This window comes from Shewanella sp. Sh95 (assembly GCF_001308045.1).
GTDB lineage: Bacteria > Pseudomonadota > Gammaproteobacteria > Enterobacterales > Shewanellaceae > Shewanella > Shewanella xiamenensis.
The window spans coordinates 1-17,939 of the sequence record NZ_LGYY01000082.1; the positions used below are offsets into that span (position 1 = coordinate 1).

18 protein-coding genes are annotated in these 17,939 nt (G+C 45.6%); 14 read left to right on the plus strand and 4 right to left on the minus strand.

The window, feature by feature from the left end:
• Positions 1-344 precede the first annotated feature (344 nt).
• The 14 genes from AEA42_RS05865 to AEA42_RS05930 all read left to right on the plus strand — a co-directional run bounded on the left by AEA42_RS05865 (position 345) and on the right by AEA42_RS05930 (position 14,445).
• Positions 345-1,844 (plus strand): bifunctional ADP-dependent NAD(P)H-hydrate dehydratase/NAD(P)H-hydrate epimerase, encoded by a 1,500-nt coding sequence (locus tag AEA42_RS05865; protein WP_055647223.1) that lies wholly within the window; start codon positions 345-347, stop codon positions 1,842-1,844.
• Positions 1,845-1,924: 80 nt separating this feature from the next.
• Positions 1,925-2,389 carry a tRNA (adenosine(37)-N6)-threonylcarbamoyltransferase complex ATPase subunit type 1 TsaE gene (tsaE, locus tag AEA42_RS05870; RefSeq protein WP_037414194.1) on the plus strand — a complete coding sequence of 155 codons (465 nt, stop codon included), beginning with the start codon at positions 1,925-1,927 and terminating at the stop codon, positions 2,387-2,389.
• Positions 2,390-2,397: 8 nt separating this feature from the next.
• Positions 2,398-3,789 (plus strand): N-acetylmuramoyl-L-alanine amidase, encoded by a 1,392-nt coding sequence (locus AEA42_RS05875; protein WP_037414192.1) that lies wholly within the window; start codon positions 2,398-2,400, stop codon positions 3,787-3,789.
• Positions 3,790-3,803: 14 nt separating this feature from the next.
• Positions 3,804-5,714 (plus strand): DNA mismatch repair endonuclease MutL, encoded by a 1,911-nt coding sequence (mutL, locus tag AEA42_RS05880; protein WP_055647224.1) that lies wholly within the window; start codon positions 3,804-3,806, stop codon positions 5,712-5,714.
• Positions 5,707-6,633 (plus strand): tRNA (adenosine(37)-N6)-dimethylallyltransferase MiaA, encoded by a 927-nt coding sequence (gene miaA / locus AEA42_RS05885; RefSeq protein ID WP_082389612.1) that lies wholly within the window; start codon positions 5,707-5,709, stop codon positions 6,631-6,633. Before mutL ends, miaA begins: the two co-directional genes overlap by 8 nt.
• Before the next feature lie 92 nt (positions 6,634-6,725).
• Complete coding sequence (hfq, locus tag AEA42_RS05890; protein ID WP_011070934.1) at positions 6,726-6,998, plus strand: RNA chaperone Hfq; 273 nt, start codon at positions 6,726-6,728, stop codon at positions 6,996-6,998.
• 23 nt (positions 6,999-7,021) lie between these two features.
• Entirely contained in the window at positions 7,022-8,329 is a 1,308-nt protein-coding gene (gene hflX, locus AEA42_RS05895; RefSeq protein WP_037426988.1) for a ribosome rescue GTPase HflX, read from the plus strand.
• A 36-nt stretch (positions 8,330-8,365) separates the two neighbouring features.
• Complete coding sequence (gene hflK, locus AEA42_RS05900; protein ID WP_037426991.1) at positions 8,366-9,511, plus strand: FtsH protease activity modulator HflK; 1,146 nt, start codon at positions 8,366-8,368, stop codon at positions 9,509-9,511.
• 3 nt (positions 9,512-9,514) lie between these two features.
• On the plus strand, positions 9,515-10,408 hold the full coding sequence (gene hflC / locus AEA42_RS05905) for a protease modulator HflC (protein WP_037414182.1): 894 nt from the start codon (positions 9,515-9,517) through the stop codon (positions 10,406-10,408).
• A gap of 371 nt (positions 10,409-10,779) precedes the next feature.
• A complete protein-coding gene (gene petA, locus AEA42_RS05910; protein WP_037414180.1) occupies positions 10,780-11,370 on the plus strand; it encodes a ubiquinol-cytochrome c reductase iron-sulfur subunit in 591 nt (196 codons plus the stop codon).
• Positions 11,370-12,584 carry a cytochrome bc complex cytochrome b subunit gene (locus AEA42_RS05915; RefSeq protein WP_011715793.1) on the plus strand — a complete coding sequence of 405 codons (1,215 nt, stop codon included), beginning with the start codon at positions 11,370-11,372 and terminating at the stop codon, positions 12,582-12,584. Before petA ends, AEA42_RS05915 begins: the two co-directional genes overlap by 1 nt.
• Positions 12,584-13,282 carry a cytochrome c1 gene (locus tag AEA42_RS05920; protein ID WP_055647225.1) on the plus strand — a complete coding sequence of 233 codons (699 nt, stop codon included), beginning with the start codon at positions 12,584-12,586 and terminating at the stop codon, positions 13,280-13,282. Before AEA42_RS05915 ends, AEA42_RS05920 begins: the two co-directional genes overlap by 1 nt.
• Positions 13,283-13,378: 96 nt before the next feature.
• The gene (sspA, locus tag AEA42_RS05925) at positions 13,379-14,008 is read left to right on the plus strand and encodes a stringent starvation protein SspA (protein WP_037414175.1); all 630 of its coding nucleotides are present in this window, start codon (positions 13,379-13,381) and stop codon (positions 14,006-14,008) included.
• Positions 14,008-14,445 (plus strand): ClpXP protease specificity-enhancing factor, encoded by a 438-nt coding sequence (locus AEA42_RS05930; RefSeq protein ID WP_037414173.1) that lies wholly within the window; start codon positions 14,008-14,010, stop codon positions 14,443-14,445. The genes sspA and AEA42_RS05930 overlap by 1 nt, the downstream gene beginning before the upstream one ends.
• 337 nt (positions 14,446-14,782) lie before the next feature.
• Here the strand turns inward: AEA42_RS05930 and AEA42_RS05935 are convergent, their stop codons facing one another.
• The 4 genes from AEA42_RS05935 to AEA42_RS05950 form a co-directional block, all read right to left on the minus strand.
• On the minus strand, positions 14,783-14,986 hold the full coding sequence (locus AEA42_RS05935; RefSeq protein WP_055647226.1) for an AlpA family transcriptional regulator: 204 nt from the start codon (positions 14,984-14,986) through the stop codon (positions 14,783-14,785).
• Positions 14,987-15,074: 88 nt separating this feature from the next.
• Positions 15,075-16,301: an integrase arm-type DNA-binding domain-containing protein gene (locus AEA42_RS05940; protein ID WP_055647227.1), complete on the minus strand. Its 1,227-nt coding sequence runs from the start codon at positions 16,299-16,301 to the stop codon at positions 15,075-15,077.
• A 14-nt stretch (positions 16,302-16,315) separates the two neighbouring features.
• Positions 16,316-16,582 carry a hypothetical protein gene (locus AEA42_RS05945; protein WP_055647228.1) on the minus strand — a complete coding sequence of 89 codons (267 nt, stop codon included), beginning with the start codon at positions 16,580-16,582 and terminating at the stop codon, positions 16,316-16,318.
• Between the two features lie 2 nt (positions 16,583-16,584).
• The gene (locus AEA42_RS05950) at positions 16,585-17,559 is read right to left on the minus strand and encodes a ParM/StbA family protein (protein WP_055647229.1); all 975 of its coding nucleotides are present in this window, start codon (positions 17,557-17,559) and stop codon (positions 16,585-16,587) included.
• Between the last annotated feature and the right edge of the window lie 380 nt (positions 17,560-17,939).

Genomic DNA, 17,939 nt, shown 5'->3' on the forward strand with positions numbered 1-17,939 from the left:
ATACCAAGCGGACAGGTCGAGCTTGTGTAGAGGTATTGTGGGAAGGATGGTTTAGGTTACAAACCATCCTTGAGGGTTACGAATTGGCCATGTCTCTCAATCACGAAGACTTGTGATCAAGAGACAGGCTAAATGCTGGCTTTGTTGTTTTTGGATGATAAGTGTTATCCATATTCACTGCTTTTTGCATGGCATCTGATTTACGTCATAACTTTTCTCGAAGCTTTTTGCTACTTTCTTGATCTCATTAGTTGATTTGACCATTAACTGTTTAGTGTTCATCCATAGCGATGGTCGATTAGATGAGTCACCCTTTTGTTATTTTGTCGCGCAGGAGATCCTCTATGGCACAAGATTTATCGAGTTTACCCACAGCGCTTTATACGCAAGAGCAGGTGCGAGCGGCGGAACTGCTCGCAGTTTCAGAAGGGGAAGCTACGTTGTATCAATTAGTTGAACGTGCTGGATGCGCAGCGTTTAACTATTTAACAGAGCAGATAGTGCGCCAGCCTAAGCTTGGGGCTATGCCATTATTGGTACTCGCAGGTAATGGTAATAACGGTGCTGATGCCCTCGTTTGTGCTCGTCTAGCTCTAGAAGCAGGACATAAGGTCCACGTTTTTTTACTAAAGACCAAGGGTACGCCAGAATTTGAACAAGCGCTTTCGGCTTACCTTAATCAAGGTGGGATAGTCGATTCTCCTAATATTGATGCGATCTTACAGGCGCCAATCCTTATCGACGGATTGCTGGGGACTGGCGTTCAGGGCGCGGTGCGAGAACAGGTTGCTGCGCTTATCCATGCCATTAATCAGAGTAATGCTTGGGTGCTTAGTTTGGATCTCCCCTCGGGGATCTTGGCCGATACCGGTGTTGTCGCTCAAGTCGCAGTGATGGCGGATGCGACTTTATGCTTTGGCGGTTTAAAACAAGGCCTACTCACCAGTAAGGCAAGACATCACTGCGGTCATCTTGCTTTTGCCGATCTGGGATTAACTCCCTTTTTTAATGGTGAAAGCGCGACTCGAGTGGGTGGTGAAATCCTAAAAAGCTATTTTGCCGCCAGAGCAAGGGATAGCCACAAAGGTCAATCGGGTAAAGTGACCCTGATTGGTGGTGACTTTGGCATGGCTGGAGCTATTCGGCTTGCCAGTGAAGCTTGTTTGCGTGCGGGGGCTGGATTAGTCACAGTGATCAGTCGGCCTGAGCACCAACTTACGGTAAATGTATCTCGACCTGAGTTAATGTTTTGGGGTTGTGAGCTAGTCGATATGGAGGTGTATCTGCGCCTTGGTTGGGCACAGGTGATTGTGCTTGGCCCTGGGTTAGGTAAACACGATTGGGGTTATAACTTGTTTAAAGCCGCGGGGTTAAGCGATAAACCCTGTGTACTCGATGCCGACGCCCTGAATCTGCTCAGTCAAGAACCGCGCAGGCAAACTAACTGGGTACTCACGCCCCATCCGGGAGAGGCCGCACGACTGCTGGGATGCAGTGTCGCTGATATTGAGCATGATCGATTCGCGGCCGTGCGTGCTTTGCAGCAAAAATACGGTGGAGTAGTGCTGCTTAAAGGGGCTGGAACCATCATTTTTGATGGAAAACAGATGGTCGTGGCGCCAGTTGGTAATCCAGGTCTTGCGAGTGGTGGGTGCGGTGATGTGTTATCTGGTATTATAGGCGCCCTTATGGCTCAAGGTATGGATAACATGCAGGCGACAGTCGTTGGCGTTGTCGTTCATGGTTGCGCGGCGGACCTTGCTGCGGTTCAAGGTGAACGGGGCATGTTAGCCAGCGATTTGATGCCTTTTATTCGCCAATTAGTAAATAGTGATTTACTCTAGGCGCTGTAAAATTTAAGCGCAGGTGGACTGCCGCGCTTAAATTGCCTCCTTAATCGATAACGGCAGTGATATAAGCGGACATGACAGAGACAGAGTTAACCTTTCAATTACATAATGAAGACGAGACTATTGCGGTTGGGCAAAAATTGGCTCGCCATATTCAAGCGCCTTTGACTCTGTATTTAACGGGGGATTTGGGGGCGGGTAAAACCACTCTGAGCCGCGGTTTGATTCAAGGATTAGGACATAAAGGTGCAGTCAAAAGCCCAACTTACACTTTAGTTGAACCTTATGAGCTCGACGGTGTCGAAGTTTATCATTTTGATTTGTATCGTTTAAACGATCCCGAAGAGTTAGAGTTTATGGGGATCCGTGATTACTTTACCCAGAGCAGCCTCTGTATCGTAGAATGGCCTGACAAAGGTGAAGGGTTGTTACCCGATGCTGATATCCACCTACATTTAAAATATTTTAACCAAGGACGTGAAATCCATATTCGAGCCTTAACCGAATCAGGTAAAACGCTATTAGCCGCGATAAAATAAAAACAAAGATGACTAAAAATAAGTATTACTTTCAAAGAATTATTCTTTTTTTATGCGCGTTTTTTGCTGTTGCAGCCCACGCGGCCAACCAGCTCGAAGGTGTGCGTATTTGGGCCGCACCCGAGTCGACACGAATTGTGTTCGATTTGAGTGAGGTGCCCAATTACAGTTATTTTTCCCTCGATGGTCCTCATCGTTTAGTGGTCGATCTAAAAAAGGCATCAACTAAACTGAGCCTGAAAAATATCGATAACAACAGTAAGTTAGTCAAAGGCATACGAGTCAGCAAATCTCCGACGAAAGGCGATTTACGTCTGGTTATTGATTTGGTTAAACCCTTAAATGCGAACTTATTTTCGTTACCTGTGACTGCCCCTTATGGTAATCGGCTAGTGGTTGACCTAGAGGATAAAACTGTGACGGCTTCGCCGTCAGTCACGAGTTCAACTTCAGTTAAAAAATCCGTTAATCAAAGTGTGCCATCTTCCCGCGATATTGTTATCGCGATTGATGCTGGGCATGGTGGTGATGATCCCGGCTCGATTGGACCATCCGGTCTCTATGAGAAAAAAGTCGTGTTCGAAATTGCAAAACGGTTATCGAGCAAAATTAACGACACACCTGGAATGCGTGCAGTGATGATCCGCACTGGTGATTACTTTGTGAATTTGAATAAACGCTCTGAACTTGCTCGTAACAGTAAGGCAGATTTGCTGATCTCTATTCATGCGGATGCTTTTACATCACCCAATCCACGAGGTGCATCTGTGTGGGTATTGTCGATGCGCCGTGCAAACAGTGAAATTGGTCGTTGGTTAGAACAAAAAGAGAAACACTCAGAGTTGCTGGGAGGCGCAGGGGAAATTATTCAAAATACTGATAATGAACAGTATCTTGCTATGACCTTACTCGACATGTCTATGAACAGCTCTATGGCCATTGGTCACTCGGTTGCTGGGGATATTTTAAAAGATTTAGGTGCAGTGACGGAGCTGCATAAGAATCGTCCTGAATCAGCCAGTTTTGCCGTATTGAAATCCCCGGATATTCCTTCAATTCTAGTGGAAACAGGGTTTATCTCGAACCCGAAGGAAGAGCGTTTGCTGAGCAGCAACCGTCATCAAGAGAGTATTGCCACTGCGATTTACAAGGGCGTTAATCGTTATTTCCAAAACAACCCACCGGCTGATACCTTATTGGCCAAGCGCAATCATGGAAGTTCAACGGCGCCATCAAGTACAAAATCTGCGGGAAATATTAAGCATAAGGTGAGTCGGGGGGAGTCGCTTTCTGCTATTGCCCAGCGCTATAAAGTCCCGATGGCTAGCATTATACGTGCTAATGGCATGAAGACTGATGTGGTACAGCTTGGGCAGACACTTGTGATTCCTGAGAGCTAAATAGGATGAATTCTATGGGGATCCAGATCCTTCCGCCGCAATTGGCGAACCAAATCGCCGCTGGCGAAGTTGTCGAAAGACCGGCCTCAGTGGTGAAAGAACTCGTTGAGAACAGCTTAGATGCTGGCGCAACCCGTATCGATATCGAAATCGATAAGGGCGGCAGTAAGCTGATTAAGATCCGTGACAATGGTTCGGGGATCCCAAAGGATGAATTAGCCTTGGCGTTGTCGCGCCATGCCACCTCGAAACTGCATTCCCTTGACGATCTTGAAGCTATCCTCAGCTTTGGCTTTCGCGGTGAGGCTTTAGCAAGTATCAGCTCCGTCTCCCGTTTAACCTTAACGTCGCGCACTGCTGAGCAAACCGAAGCGTGGCAAGCTTACGCTGAAGGCGTCGATATGGCTGTTAAAGTCATGCCAGCGGCGCATCCGGTGGGTTCAACCATTGAAGTCGTTGATCTATTTTTTAATACTCCGGCGCGTCGACGCTTTTTAAAAAGTGACAAAACCGAATTTACCCATATTGATGAATGGTTAAAGCGAATTGCTTTGGTGCGGGGGGATATCCATTTTACCCTGACACACAATGGTAAAACCGTGCGCAATTATCGCCCTGCGATGAATGAGTCACAATATTTACAACGACTGACCCAGGTTGCGGGCCGGCCGTTTGCCGATCAAGCACTTCGAATCGAATGTCAACACGATGATTTACGTTTAAGTGGTTATCTGCAATCGCCTTGGTCAACCGTGCAGACCGATACTCATTACTTTTATGTGAATGGCCGTCTAGTGCGCGATCGTTTAGTTAATCATGCGGTACGTCAAGCATTTGCACAAAAGGCCGAAGTAGAACAACCCAGCTATGTGCTGATGCTGGATATTGATCCTCATCAGGTGGATGTGAACGTGCATCCAGCAAAACATGAAGTGCGGTTCCATCAAAGCCGTTATGTGCATGATTATATTTTGCAGGCGCTGCAATCGGCGTTAGAAGAAGCCGGAGAGCTTAGTTTTGAACGTCCTTTCGAGCTTGGTTCGCCCCAAGTGGAGGATGATGTTTCAGAACCCAAGTCTGAACATACTGCCTTCGAGCTGCAATCTCCGAAAGCTAACTTAGCTTGGACTAATACTCCTCAACCTGAAAATTATCGAGGGAGTCAAGTCGATACGGCTATTGGTGAGTCTCGTGCTCGAGATATTGCCACCGTACGGGCGGGGACTATGGTGCAGAGCAATGCCTATGGAAGCATGGCGGTACCTAGGGAGTCACGCAGTAGTTCGGCTGGAGAAAGCCGTGCAAGAGCTGAGCTGCCTTCTAAGACAGCGATTGCCAGTTATGGTGCATTACTGGAGACCCCATCTTACAGCGTACAGGACAAGGCTTATCAAGCTGTTTTACCTATGCCATCGATACTAGATGGACAATTTTGGGTATTTAGTGATGGGCCAAAATTAAGTTTATTACGTATTGAGTCTGCAGCATTAGCAGTCCGTAGCCATGAGATTGAAATAAAACTGGCTACAGGGTTGATTGGGCAGCCTTTATTGATGCCAGTATCGGTCGCCGCTGATCCTGATTGGGCAGCGTTACTCGAAGAGCATGCAACACTTATCCGTCAACTTGGTTTAGAGCTAACAATTCGTTACCAGCAGTTGATTATTAAAAAAGTGCCCCCATATCTGAGGGACTGTCAGTTAGCGAAGGTCATTCCTGAGTGGTTACAATCGCTACGTTTTGAAGCGCCAGCACCCAATGCATTAGCGTTATGGCTGGCAGAGCAGAGCCTAACTGGATTTATCTCGGCACCCGATATTTGGGCCGCTTATTGCCAGTTAACGGAAGATAAAAGACAGCAAATTGCCAGTAAAGCAGTATCCTTACCTTGGCAATCGTGGCTAGAAGAGCAAGCAATTGAATAAAGAATTACAGCCTAAAGTGGTTTTTTTGATGGGGCCAACGGCGTCAGGAAAAACGGCTTTAGCTCTTGAATTAGCCGAAAAGCATAATTGCGAAATTATCTCGGTTGATTCAGCATTAATCTATCGCGGCATGGATATCGGCAGTGCTAAGCCCTCTGCCGAGGAATTAGCGCGAGGTCCGCATCGTTTGATTGATATTCGCGATCCGAGTGAAAGTTATTCGGCTGCCGATTTTAGAGCCGATGCGCTGCGCGAGATTGAACAGATTATCAGCATGGGCAAGACCCCTTTATTAGTGGGCGGAACCATGATGTATTTTAAGGCTCTATTAGAGGGATTATCGCCGCTACCCAGTGCTGATGAGGCTATTCGCGCCGATATTCAAGCCGAGGCGGATACAAACGGATGGGAAGCGCTGCACGAGCAATTGAGGGAGATAGATCCCGTCTCTGCAGAAAGAATTCATCCTAATGATCCACAAAGGCTTTCAAGAGCGTTAGAAGTCTATAGAATAAGCGGTAAGAGTTTGACTGAGTTAACAATGACCAAGTCGACTCCTTTACCCTATGATGTGGTGCAATTTGCCATTGCACCGCGAGAGCGTAAAGTGTTGCATGCGTTAATCGGGCAGCGTTTTCGCATAATGTTAGAGCAAGGCTTTATTGATGAAGTCGTCCAGCTTAAAGCGAGAGGTGACTTGCATTTAGATTTACCCTCAATGCGTTGCGTGGGATATCGACAATGTTGGCAATATCTCGATGGTGAATTTGACTATGATACTATGGTCGAAAAAGCCGTTGCCGCTACTAGGCAATTAGCTAAGCGTCAATTAACATGGTTGCGTAGTTGGCCAGAGTTGAATTGGCTGGAAAGTGGTGCTGAGGGGAATTTAGTTACACTTATGCGTCAATGCCGCTAGCTTATTAGCCCTTGCTGTATAATACTAAAACTAAACAAAAAACTTCACTGATATCGATTTATTTTTATATAAATTAAAAAGGAAATAATAAAATGGCTAAGGGGCAATCTTTACAAGACCCATTTTTGAACGCACTACGCCGCGAGCGCGTTCCTGTATCTATTTACTTGGTAAACGGCATTAAACTCCAAGGACAGGTAGAGTCGTTTGATCAGTTTGTCATTCTGTTGAAAAACACAGTGAGCCAAATGGTTTACAAACACGCTATTTCTACTGTGGTTCCTGCTCGTCCATTTAACGTTGCTGGCCATCAAAATGCCCAGGGCGGTTATGGCGCGCAAGACGATATGCCAAGTGGCGAATAAAGTTTAGTTAAGGAGTTTGCTTCTTGTTTGATCGTTATGAGGCGGGAGAAACAGCGGTTCTTGTCCATATCGACTTTTTCGATGAGGAACGCCGAGAAGACTTAGTGGAGTTACAGCTATTAGTCGAATCAGCTGGAGCACGCTCAGTCGGGGTCATTACTGGAAGTCGACGCTCACCAGACCGTAAGTTTTTTATTGGTTCTGGTAAAGCCGAGGAGTTAGCCGCCTTAGTGGCAGCCACCGAGGCTAATGTGGTTATTTTCAATCACGCCTTGAGTCCAGCTCAGGAGCGAAATCTTGAACAGGTATGTCAGTGCCGAGTATTGGACAGGACATCACTGATCTTAGATATTTTCGCCCAAAGAGCTCGGACTCATGAAGGTAAGCTACAGGTGGAGCTAGCGCAATTGCGCCACATGTCGACTCGCCTAGTGCGTGGTTGGACTCACCTTGAGCGCCAAAAGGGTGGTATTGGTTTACGTGGCCCAGGGGAAACCCAGCTCGAAACAGATAGGCGCTTGCTTCGGGGGCGCATTAAAAATATCAACAAACGCTTAGAGCGTGTTGATAAACAACGTGAGCAGAGTCGCCGCGCCCGTAAGCGTAGTGACATGCCAACCGTCTCATTAGTGGGTTATACCAACGCGGGCAAGTCGACGCTGTTTAATGCCTTAACCTCATCTGATGTTTATGCAGCTGACCAGCTATTTGCGACTCTTGACCCTACATTGAGAAAGTTAGATCTACCCGACGGTGCCGTAATTTTAGCGGACACTGTAGGTTTTATTCGTCATTTGCCACATGATCTCGTTGCTGCATTTAAAGCAACATTACAAGAGACGCGTCAAGCAGATTTGTTACTGCATATTGTTGATTGTGCAGATGAAAATATGGCGGATAATTTTGAGCAAGTGCAATCAGTGCTTAAAGATATCGATGCTGATAAAGTGATGCAATTGATTGTTTGCAATAAAATTGACTTGCTTGAAGATGTTACGCCGCGTATCGAATATGATGAACGCGGTAAGCCTGTACGAGTCTGGGTTTCGGCACAAAAGCGTTTGGGGTTTGATCTGCTCTTGAAGGCGATCACTGAGTTAATTGGTGAAGTTATTCATGAGTTTACACTTAAGATTCCGGCAACAGCTGGACATTATCTTGGCCAGTTTTATCGACTGGATGCGATACAGCAGAAAGAGTACGACGATCTGGGGAACTGTATTTTGTCTGTTCGTTTATCGGATGCCGATTGGCGCCGATTAGCTAAACAGAGTCAGGGTGAGTTAGAAACCTTTATCTACGATGCGTCGATAGAAAAGGCTGTTTGTTAATAATCTAATTTATTTCATCCACTTATGGAGTGCTAAATGGCTTGGAACGAGCCCGGTAACAAGGGTAATGATCCTTGGGGAAATAAAGGTGGTAACGACAAAGGACCACCGGACCTTGATGAGGTTTTTCGTAATCTTTCAAAACGCTTTGGCGGCAAAGGTAATGGCTCTTCTGGCCAAAACTTTAGTTCCTTTAGCTTAATCATCATTCTTGCCATCGCTTTTGTTGTTTGGGGACTTTCGGGTTTGTACACCATTAAAGAAGCCGAGCGGGGCGTAGCGTTGCGTTTTGGTCAACATAATGGTGAGGTGGGACCGGGTCTTCACTGGAAACCAACGTTTATCGATGAAATTTATCCTGTTGACGTGCAATCAGTTCGCTCTGTGCCATCATCTGGCAGCATGCTAACTTCTGATGAAAACGTCGTGAAGGTTGAGCTAGACGTGCAATATCGTATTTCTGATGCGTATGCCTATCTTTTTAGTGCGGTAGACGCCAATGCCAGTTTACGTGAAGCCACTGACAGTGCGCTGCGCTATGTCATTGGTCACAACAAGATGGACGATATTCTGACCACAGGCCGTGATGCTATTCGTCGCGATACTTGGAAAGAATTAGAACGCATTCTTGAGCCGTACAAGTTGGGCTTGGCTATTGTTGACGTTAACTTCTTGCCAGCGCGTCCGCCTGAAGAAGTGAAAGATGCATTCGACGATGCCATTTCAGCGCAAGAAGACGAACAACGCTTTATTCGTGAGGCTGAAGCCTATGCCCGTGAGATTGAACCGAAAGCACGTGGTGAAGTCGAGCGCATGGCGCAACAAGCTAATGCTTATAAAGAACGTGAAATTTTAGAGGCGCGCGGTAAAGTGGCTCGTTTCGAGTTGCTCTTACCTGAATACCAAGCTGCACCTGAAGTGACCCGTAAGCGTTTGTATCTCGATGCAATGCAACAGGTGATGACTGACACTAACAAAGTCATTATCGATGCTAAAAACAACGGCAATTTAATGTATCTGCCACTAGACAAGTTAATCAAAGAGAAGCCTGCGACTATGCCAGACGTTGAGCCTAAACCTCAACAGAATGTCAATTCTTCATCTATTTCAACGACACGCATTGGTGAGCCTTTGAGTGAACGCCCATCTCGCGAGGAACGTGCTCGCCAGGGGAGGGAGTAATTCATGGGTAGATTAAGTATTGTTCTGATCGCCGTTATATTAGGCATTGGTTTGTCATCTGTGATGGTGGTTAACGAAGGCGAACGTGCGATTGTGGCGCGCTTTGGCGAAATCGTTAAAGATAAAGTTGATGGCAAACAAGTAACACGTGTTTTCGGCCCAGGTTTACACTTTAAAGTGCCTGTGATCGATAAAGTGAAGTTGCTTGATGCGCGTATCCAAACTTTAGATGGCGCTGCAGATCGTTTCGTCACCTCTGAGAAAAAAGACTTAATGGTCGACTCCTATGTGAAGTGGCGTATTTTTGATTTCGAAAAATACTACCTCTCTACTAATGGAGGGATTAAATCGAATGCTGAGACCTTGCTGCAACGTAAGATCAACAACGATTTACGTACCGAGTTTGGTCGTCGTACGATCAAAGAGATCGTTTCTGGGCAGCGTGATGAGTTACAAAATAACGCGTTAGCGAATGCTGCTGAGAGTGCTAAAGATTTAGGTATTGAAGTTGTTGACGTGCGTGTTAAGCAGATCAACCTACCCGCAAACGTGAGTAACAGTATTTACCAACGTATGCGCGCTGAGCGTCAAGCTGTGGCTAAAGAGCACCGTGCTCAAGGTAAAGAGCAATCTGAAATTATTCGCGCTACGATTGATGCCAATGTTACAGTTAAAATTGCGGAAGCTGAGCGTAAAGCCTTAACCATTCGTGGTGAAGGTGATGCATTAGCTGCAAAAATTTATTCGGATGCTTATAACAAAGATCCTGAATTTTTTAGCTTTTTGCGTAGTTTAGATGCTTATCGTGCGAGCTTCTCCGGAAGTTCAGACGTTATGGTGTTAGAGCCAGATAGCGAATTCTTCAAATACATGAAGAGTAGTGCTACTAAGAAATAAGCGATGCTAAATCGTTCAGAATGGGCCCCAATCACTAGGGCCCATTTTTTTTATCCTAAATGAAAACAGTAAGTGACAAAGTGAGCGCTAAAAATACATTAGCAATGCATTGTTTATGCCTATCACACAGTCAATATGCTCAAAAAACAGTTCAAAACGATTAAAATTGCTTAACAGCTGTACTTTTTTTGCCCTTTTTTTAAAAAACTCGCAATCTCCCTAACTTACTTGCTTGTTTTCACTATGATCTGCTTCTAATTTTTAGCTATAATGAGCCCCGCTTCAAACTTCGATTTTTGCCCATGGTGATAACTAAGAGGCAAAAAGTCTTTGAAATATAAAAATTCCAACACCCTCTGGGAGATAAGTGGATGAGCAATGCGCCAGTCGATACCGGACGTCGCAGATTCCTGACAGCCGCAACCGCCGTAGTAGGTGGTGCTGGTGCCGTCGCTGTAGCGGTTCCTTTCATCAAGTCATGGAATCCGAGTGCCAAAGCGAAAGCTGCAGGTGCACCGGTCGAAGTAAATATCAGTAAAGTAGAGCCAGGTCAGCTGATCCGTGTTGAATGGCGAGGAAAACCTGTATGGGTTGTTCGTCGCACTGAAGCTGTGATCAATGAACTGCCAACACACGACGATAAGTTAAGAGATCCAGCGTCTGCTGAAATGCAGCAGCCTGAATATGCAACAAATCCTCTGCGCTCAATCAAGCCAGAGTATTTTATTGCTGTCGGTATTTGTACCCACCTAGGATGTTCACCCACTTATTTGCCAGATTCATTTGCTGAGCAAGTTCAAGGTGTGACTTCTGGTTTCTTCTGCCCATGTCATGGTTCTAAGTTCGATATGGCGGGCCGCGTGTTCCAAGGCGTTCCAGCTCCATTGAACCTAGTTATCCCTCCACATCAATATGTTGATGATGGCACTGTTATCATCGGTGTAGATAAAGGAGTGGCGTAATGGTTAAGAATTTAATTAATTGGATTGATGCTCGGATCCCAATGACGGCGACGTATAATCGCCATGTGGGTCAGTATGCTACGCCAACTAACTTTAACTTTTGGTACTTTTTTGGTTCGCTAGCGATGTTGGTATTGGTTAACCAATTACTGACGGGTATCTGGTTAACGATGAACTATGTACCCACAGCAGAAGGTGCTTTCGCCTCTGTTGAATACATCATGCGTGACGTAGAGTACGGCTGGTTATTGCGTTATATGCACTCAACGGGTGCGTCTGCGTTCTTTGTGGTGATCTACTTACATATGTTCCGTGGTCTGATTTACGGTTCATATCAAAAGCCTAGAGAACTGCTGTGGCTATTCGGTATGTTGATTTTCCTCGTGCTGATGGCTGAAGCCTTTATGGGTTACTTGCTGCCATGGGGACAAATGTCTTACTGGGGTGCGCAGGTAATTATTTCTCTGTTCGGTGCTATCCCTGTTATCGGTGATGACTTAACTCTATGGATCCGTGGTGACTACGTGATCTCTGGCGCCACACTGAACCGTTTCTTTGCTCTGCACGTTATCGCACTGCCATTAGTGTTAGTGGTTTTAGTGTTCTTACACTTAATCGCTCTGCACGAAGTGGGTTCAAACAACCCAGACGGTATCGAAATCAAGAAGAACAAAGACGAGAATGGCTGGCCAGTTGATGGTATTCCATTCCACCCATACTACACAGTTAAAGATATTATGGGCGTTGCGGGCTTCCTGATTGTGTTCTGTTACGTGCTGTTCTTCATCCCAGAAGGCGGCGGTTACTTCCTTGAAAAGCCAAACTTTGAAGCGGCTAACCCAATGAAGACACCGGAGCATATTGCGCCTGTATGGTACTTTACACCTTTCTACGCCATCTTACGTGCTGTTCCCGATAAATTGGGCGGTGTGGTTATGATGGGGCTGTCGATTGCAGTACTGTTCGTATTGCCTTGGTTAGATCGTTGTAAAGTGAAGTCAATTCGCTACCGCAGCACGCTGCACAAGTTGAACATCGCTCAGTTCGCTGTATCGTTCATCGTCTTAGGTTATTTAGGCGCTGTACCTGCAACACCAGAGCTGACTATTGTTGCACGTATCTTCACTGTGACGTATTTCGGCTACTTCTTATTACTGTGGTTATACAGCAAAAATGAGAAAACTAAGCCTGTTCCAGCGAGGTTGACACACTAATGAAAAAATTACTGATTGCATTAGTTACATTGCTCCCAACGCTGGCGATGGCCGCAACTGGACACAATGTACATTTAGAAAAAGCCAACGTTGATCTGCATGATAAGGCTTCTTTAGAGCGTGGTCTGGATATGTTCCAACACTATTGCTCTGGTTGTCATAGCACTCAGTATCAACGCTATGAGCGTGTGGCGAACGATCTCGGTATTTCTGCCGATGATATGCGTAGCAAGTACATGTTTACCGATGCCAAAATCGGTGAGCTGATGCAAAACGCAATTCCACATAAAGATGCGGCTAAGTGGTTCGGTGCAACACCACCAGATCTTACCTTAGTGGCACGGGTTCGTGGCGAAGATTGGGTGTATTCATACCTCAAAGGCTTCTATAAAGATCCAAGCCGCCCATTTGGCGTAAATAACACTGTATTCCCTTCTGTGGGTATGCCACATGTTCTTGAAGAACTGCAAGGCACGCCTGTTAAGCAAGAAGATGGTACAATTGTGGTTTCTGGTGGTAAGTTAAATGCTGAAGAGTATGACCAAGCGGTACGTGATATCACTGGTTTCTTAGTTTATTCAGCTGAACCTGTTAAGTTAGAGCGTCAAGCTTTAGGTTGGTGGGTGCTCGGATTCCTGTTTATATTCTTTATTGTGGCCTACCTCTTGAAGAAAGAGTATTGGAAAGATGTACACTAGGCACCAATAACGGGTAAAATATAGTATCCGCATAGTGTAAACGGGGGGCTTTGCCCCTCGTTTACTTTTGTTTTATTTCGACTCTGGAGGGTATCAATGGCTGTTGCTGCCAACAAACGCTCTGTCATGACACTGTTTTCAGGTGCTGATGATCTTTATAGCCATCAAGTCCGTATCGTGTTAGCTGAGAAAGGGGTTACTGTTGATGTTTTACAGGTCGACCCTAATGAAATGCCAGAGGATTTACTCGAAGTAAATCCTTATAACTCAGTACCTACTTTATTAGACCGTGAGCTCGTACTCTATGAGTCACGTATCATTATGGAATACTTGGATGAGCGTTTCCCTCATCCACCTTTGATGCCTGTTTACCCTGTATCTCGTGGTCAAAGCCGCTTGATGATGCATCGTATCGATACTGATTGGTACTCACTCGTCGCACGTATTCGTAAAGGTGACCGCGCAGAGGCTGCTCGTAAAGAGCTGACTGAAAGTTTACTGTCAATCGCGCCAGTATTTGCTGAAATGCCTTACTTTATGAGTGAAGAATTTGGTTTAGCGGATTGTTACCTCGGCCCATTATTATGGCGTTTGCCTGTATTGGGTATTGAGTTAGACAGCCGCGTAGCAAAAGACATCAAAGCTTACATGACACGTATTTTTGAGCGTGAATCTTTTAAAGCTTCGTTGACTGAAGCTGAACGCGAAATGCGCATGGGTATGTAATGAAAGCGTTGACTCCAAATCGTCCTTATTTACTCAGGGCTTACTACGATTGGTTGATGGATAACCAATTAACACCTCACGTTGTGGTTGATGCCTTTGTCAAGGGCACTCAAGTACCGCAGCAATATGTGAAGGATGGCCAGATTGTATTAAATATCGCGGCTGGTGCAGTGGGCAATTTGCAAATTGGTAATGAATTTGTGGAGTTCAATGCGCGTTTTGGTGGTGTACCTCAGCAGGTATTATTGCCAATGGCTTCGATTGTGGCCATTTACGCTCGTGAAAATGGCGCTGGGACTGTCTTCGATATTGAAGATGCGTACTTAGTCGAAGAGGAAGCCGAATCGGCCTTGTCTATCATTGAGACAAAAGACAAGCCAACCGAACCAACGGATGAACCGCCTAAGCGTCGTAGCCATTTAACCTTAGTCAAATAAGTTACTTGTGCTCTGATCTATACTATGGAAAGCCAGTCAATTGACTGGCTTTTTGTTTTTTTAATGCTTAATCCCAAGCTGGTGCTGTGGTAGCATTTGCGCCGCATTTCAGCCGTGGAGTGCATCGACTTCCCATTTGAGCCAATGGATTTTGTATGTTGCTAATGATCGATAATCTGCATGAGCATCTAGAGTGGTGTGTAAGCGTCCAGTGGTTACAGGTCATTTGGTTGATTAAAAAACGTTTTTTTCCTGTAGCGTTTATTACGAACTAGCATCATCTTGATAAATTGCGGGTACGAATGTGGGTATGATTCTGGCCATACCCGCATTATCTTTAGTTACTGGATGCATAGTGTTGAGTATATGATGCTCTGGTATTTATCCAGTTGGTGATATCCTGCTCCTTCCACCCCACAGCCCTTTGTCCAAGCTTGATGTTGAGCGGAAATTCTCCAGTCTTCATGAGTGCATAAATTGAGCTTCGACTGAAACCAGTTAACTCAATAACTTGGGGTAAACGTAAAATTCGATTATCCATGACTAACTCCTAATGTTTAATTCAGGAGTATTATGAAGTGTGAGGAGAACCAGTGCGGGTCAGCAAGATGCAAAAATTCATCACTTAATCAATCAACCTCCAGTGCCTTAGATTCGATTTCATCCAAATAATCCGCCCACCATTGCATCATCTCTCTGCGCTTAGATAGATGCTGAGCATGGTTATAAGCTTTTACTACAGAATTTCGTTCGGCATGCGCGAGTTGCCTCTCAATAATTTCGTGTGGCCATTCGTGCTCATGAAGCACTGTTGATGCCGTACCCCTGAATCCATGCGAAGTAATACGGGCTTTATAGCCCATGTACTCTATGGCTCTATTTATCGTGGTGTTGCTCATCGCCGTATTTGCAGTAGAGCGATTTGGAAAAATAAAACCAAATGGCCCTGTAAAAGTTTTAAGCTCTCTTAAAAGTTGCATGGCTTGTTTGGATAATGGTACGACATGGGGCTCCCGCATTTTCATACGTTCGCCAGGAATTCGCCATATCGCATTTTCTAGGTCAAACTCATCCCAAATTGCAAGACGTAGCTCGCCGTTTCGAACAAAGGTAAGCAGTAGTAACCTCAATGCAATTATGGTTTGTCGCATTCCTCGTTCTTCATAGGCGTTTAACGCTCTCATAAAACCGCTTAGTTCTGGGCCTTCTAAATGAGGGTGATGCCTGACTCTTGGTCTTGTAATAGCTCCTTGAATGGGGGCTGCTGGATCGTATTCAGCCCTTAATGTTACTACTGCATACCGGAAAATTGCTCCGCACCATTGCTTTACAAGCAATGCAATTGACGGTGATCCTTTCTTACCTTTTCTTTTATCAACACCTTGTTTCTCTATTTTTTGGACAATTACCAAAATATGGGCAGATTCAACAGACTTGATTGGCAACTTGCCAATTGACGGAAACACATAACGCCGTAAATTGATTTCAATCTGGCGCTTGTAGTTTTCGGACCACTTGGACTTATTCTTTTCTATCCACTCATGAGCCAACGCTTGAAAGGTATTAACGCTTTCCCATTCGTTTTTAACCTTTCGAGACTGTCTGATTGTCGTTGGATGTTTACCTTCTTTTACTAGTTCAGTCGCCTCTTGGCGCTTAATTCTGGCTTCACTAAGGCTAATTGTAGGATAATCACCAATTGTAAAAATTGTTTCTTTTCCAGCAATGCGATACCGGTAACGCCATTTTTTTGCTCCTGATGGTTTAACTTCTAAATACAGACCTGCGCCATCGGTTAATTTTTGTATTTTTTCGGTAGGTTTGATATTTCTGCATTTTGCATCTGACAACTTCATAAATACCCGCCTAATTAGTCAAACCGAAGTTTTGATTTTAATGATTGTTTACGTGATTCTTCTTTGGGTTCTGGCGCTGTACTCATAGAAGTCACTTCACCATCTGGTGCAATGCCATCCACCGGTACAGATATCGTGGATAAGTTGGGTTGGCTCATGTGAATTAACCCAAAGGTGGCCAGCATCCGCAGACGCTCAGCGCGTTCCCGTGGTGGCGTCTTTTCTAATTCTTTAAGCAGTTCAGGGTGGCTCCCTGGGGGAATGTTGACGACAACTCTCATGATCAGGCCCCATAAAACCAGAAGCCTCGGACGTTCGCTAAAACAGACTGTTCCGGCACGATGATCTTGCTTCGTGAAAAAATCTCCTTGGCCGCTTCCTTATAAGTCATGGCTCCACCTCCGGCGATCAATACCAAGTCCGCATTGATGCTTTCGTCACGCATGGATTGGCGCATGGCTGTAAGAGCAACAGGCGCTACCTTTTTCATGGCAGCATTTAGATAAGGTGAAATATCGACTTTTTCTCCAAACAGCAGAACCTGCAAGTCGCCGGTTCTCATGGCTTTTTCAAGTCGATCCATACCTACTTTAGCACCGTGATCTTCCGAAATCAGCTTATCAATCGTTTCCAGTAGCACGGACATTGCCTGAAGACTGGTTCCTGATGAGCTGTAGCGAATTTCTCCGGCCTCAAGGGCAACCCAATCAACAGAGAAGAAGCCCGGATCTATGACGACTACGCGACCTTCTTCAATCAAGCCCAAATCACCACCTGTTTGAACCAGATCCATATAGGCACCGGCAGGCTGCGGCAGCACTTTGACGTCATGAACGGTGATGCTGCGCTTAGGCGTCACTTGATGGACACCTTTTAAACGCTGCACAAGGTCAGACTTACGTTGTGGTTCATGAAACTGGGAAACCGGTAATCCAGTAACAACCAAATCGATGGATTCTGTTTCAGCCATTAACAAGGCGGCATGAAAAAGTGCCTTATAGGTTTTTGTGGTGGGATATTCCGGGTGAAGCTCTCGTTCCCAGCCTTGAAGGCGTCCAGCAGGAACACCAGCGGCCCAACGCTCATTATCGACTGACACATACAAACAAGTTTCATCATCGCCTCCACCGATACGCTCCGGCATACGATCCGCAGGACCGGCACCCGCAGGCAGAATAATGGTTTTCGGTTCACTGCCTGATTGGCCAATGGCCAGCTTCAGGTTTGAGTAACCGATATCTACGCCTAATACAAACATACTTATCTCCTGTGCACTCAAAGTGCTCTAACGGTTTTCAATCAACCGCACTGGCCACGCTTGGGCATTTCCAAGTGCTCTGGCGGTTCACTCAAATGTCATTATCAGGATTCGGTGCACTGGCGGTGGGCAGAAAGGTGACAAATCCTTTCATCTATCTACCTATTGCATTTTCGCAAAAGTATGAGAATAGGCTCTGTTTGGCGGCGGATGACCTAGCCAAAAAAATCGAGACGCCAAACGTCGTTTGCATTCTGGCCTGAACTTGCCAAACGGTTTGTATCTTCATGGCGATCCGTCTTTTCAGGCTTTTCTATATGAAATCGGCCTGTATCCCTTGTCAGGTATGGGATTGCGCGAGTTGATTTATATTGAGACGC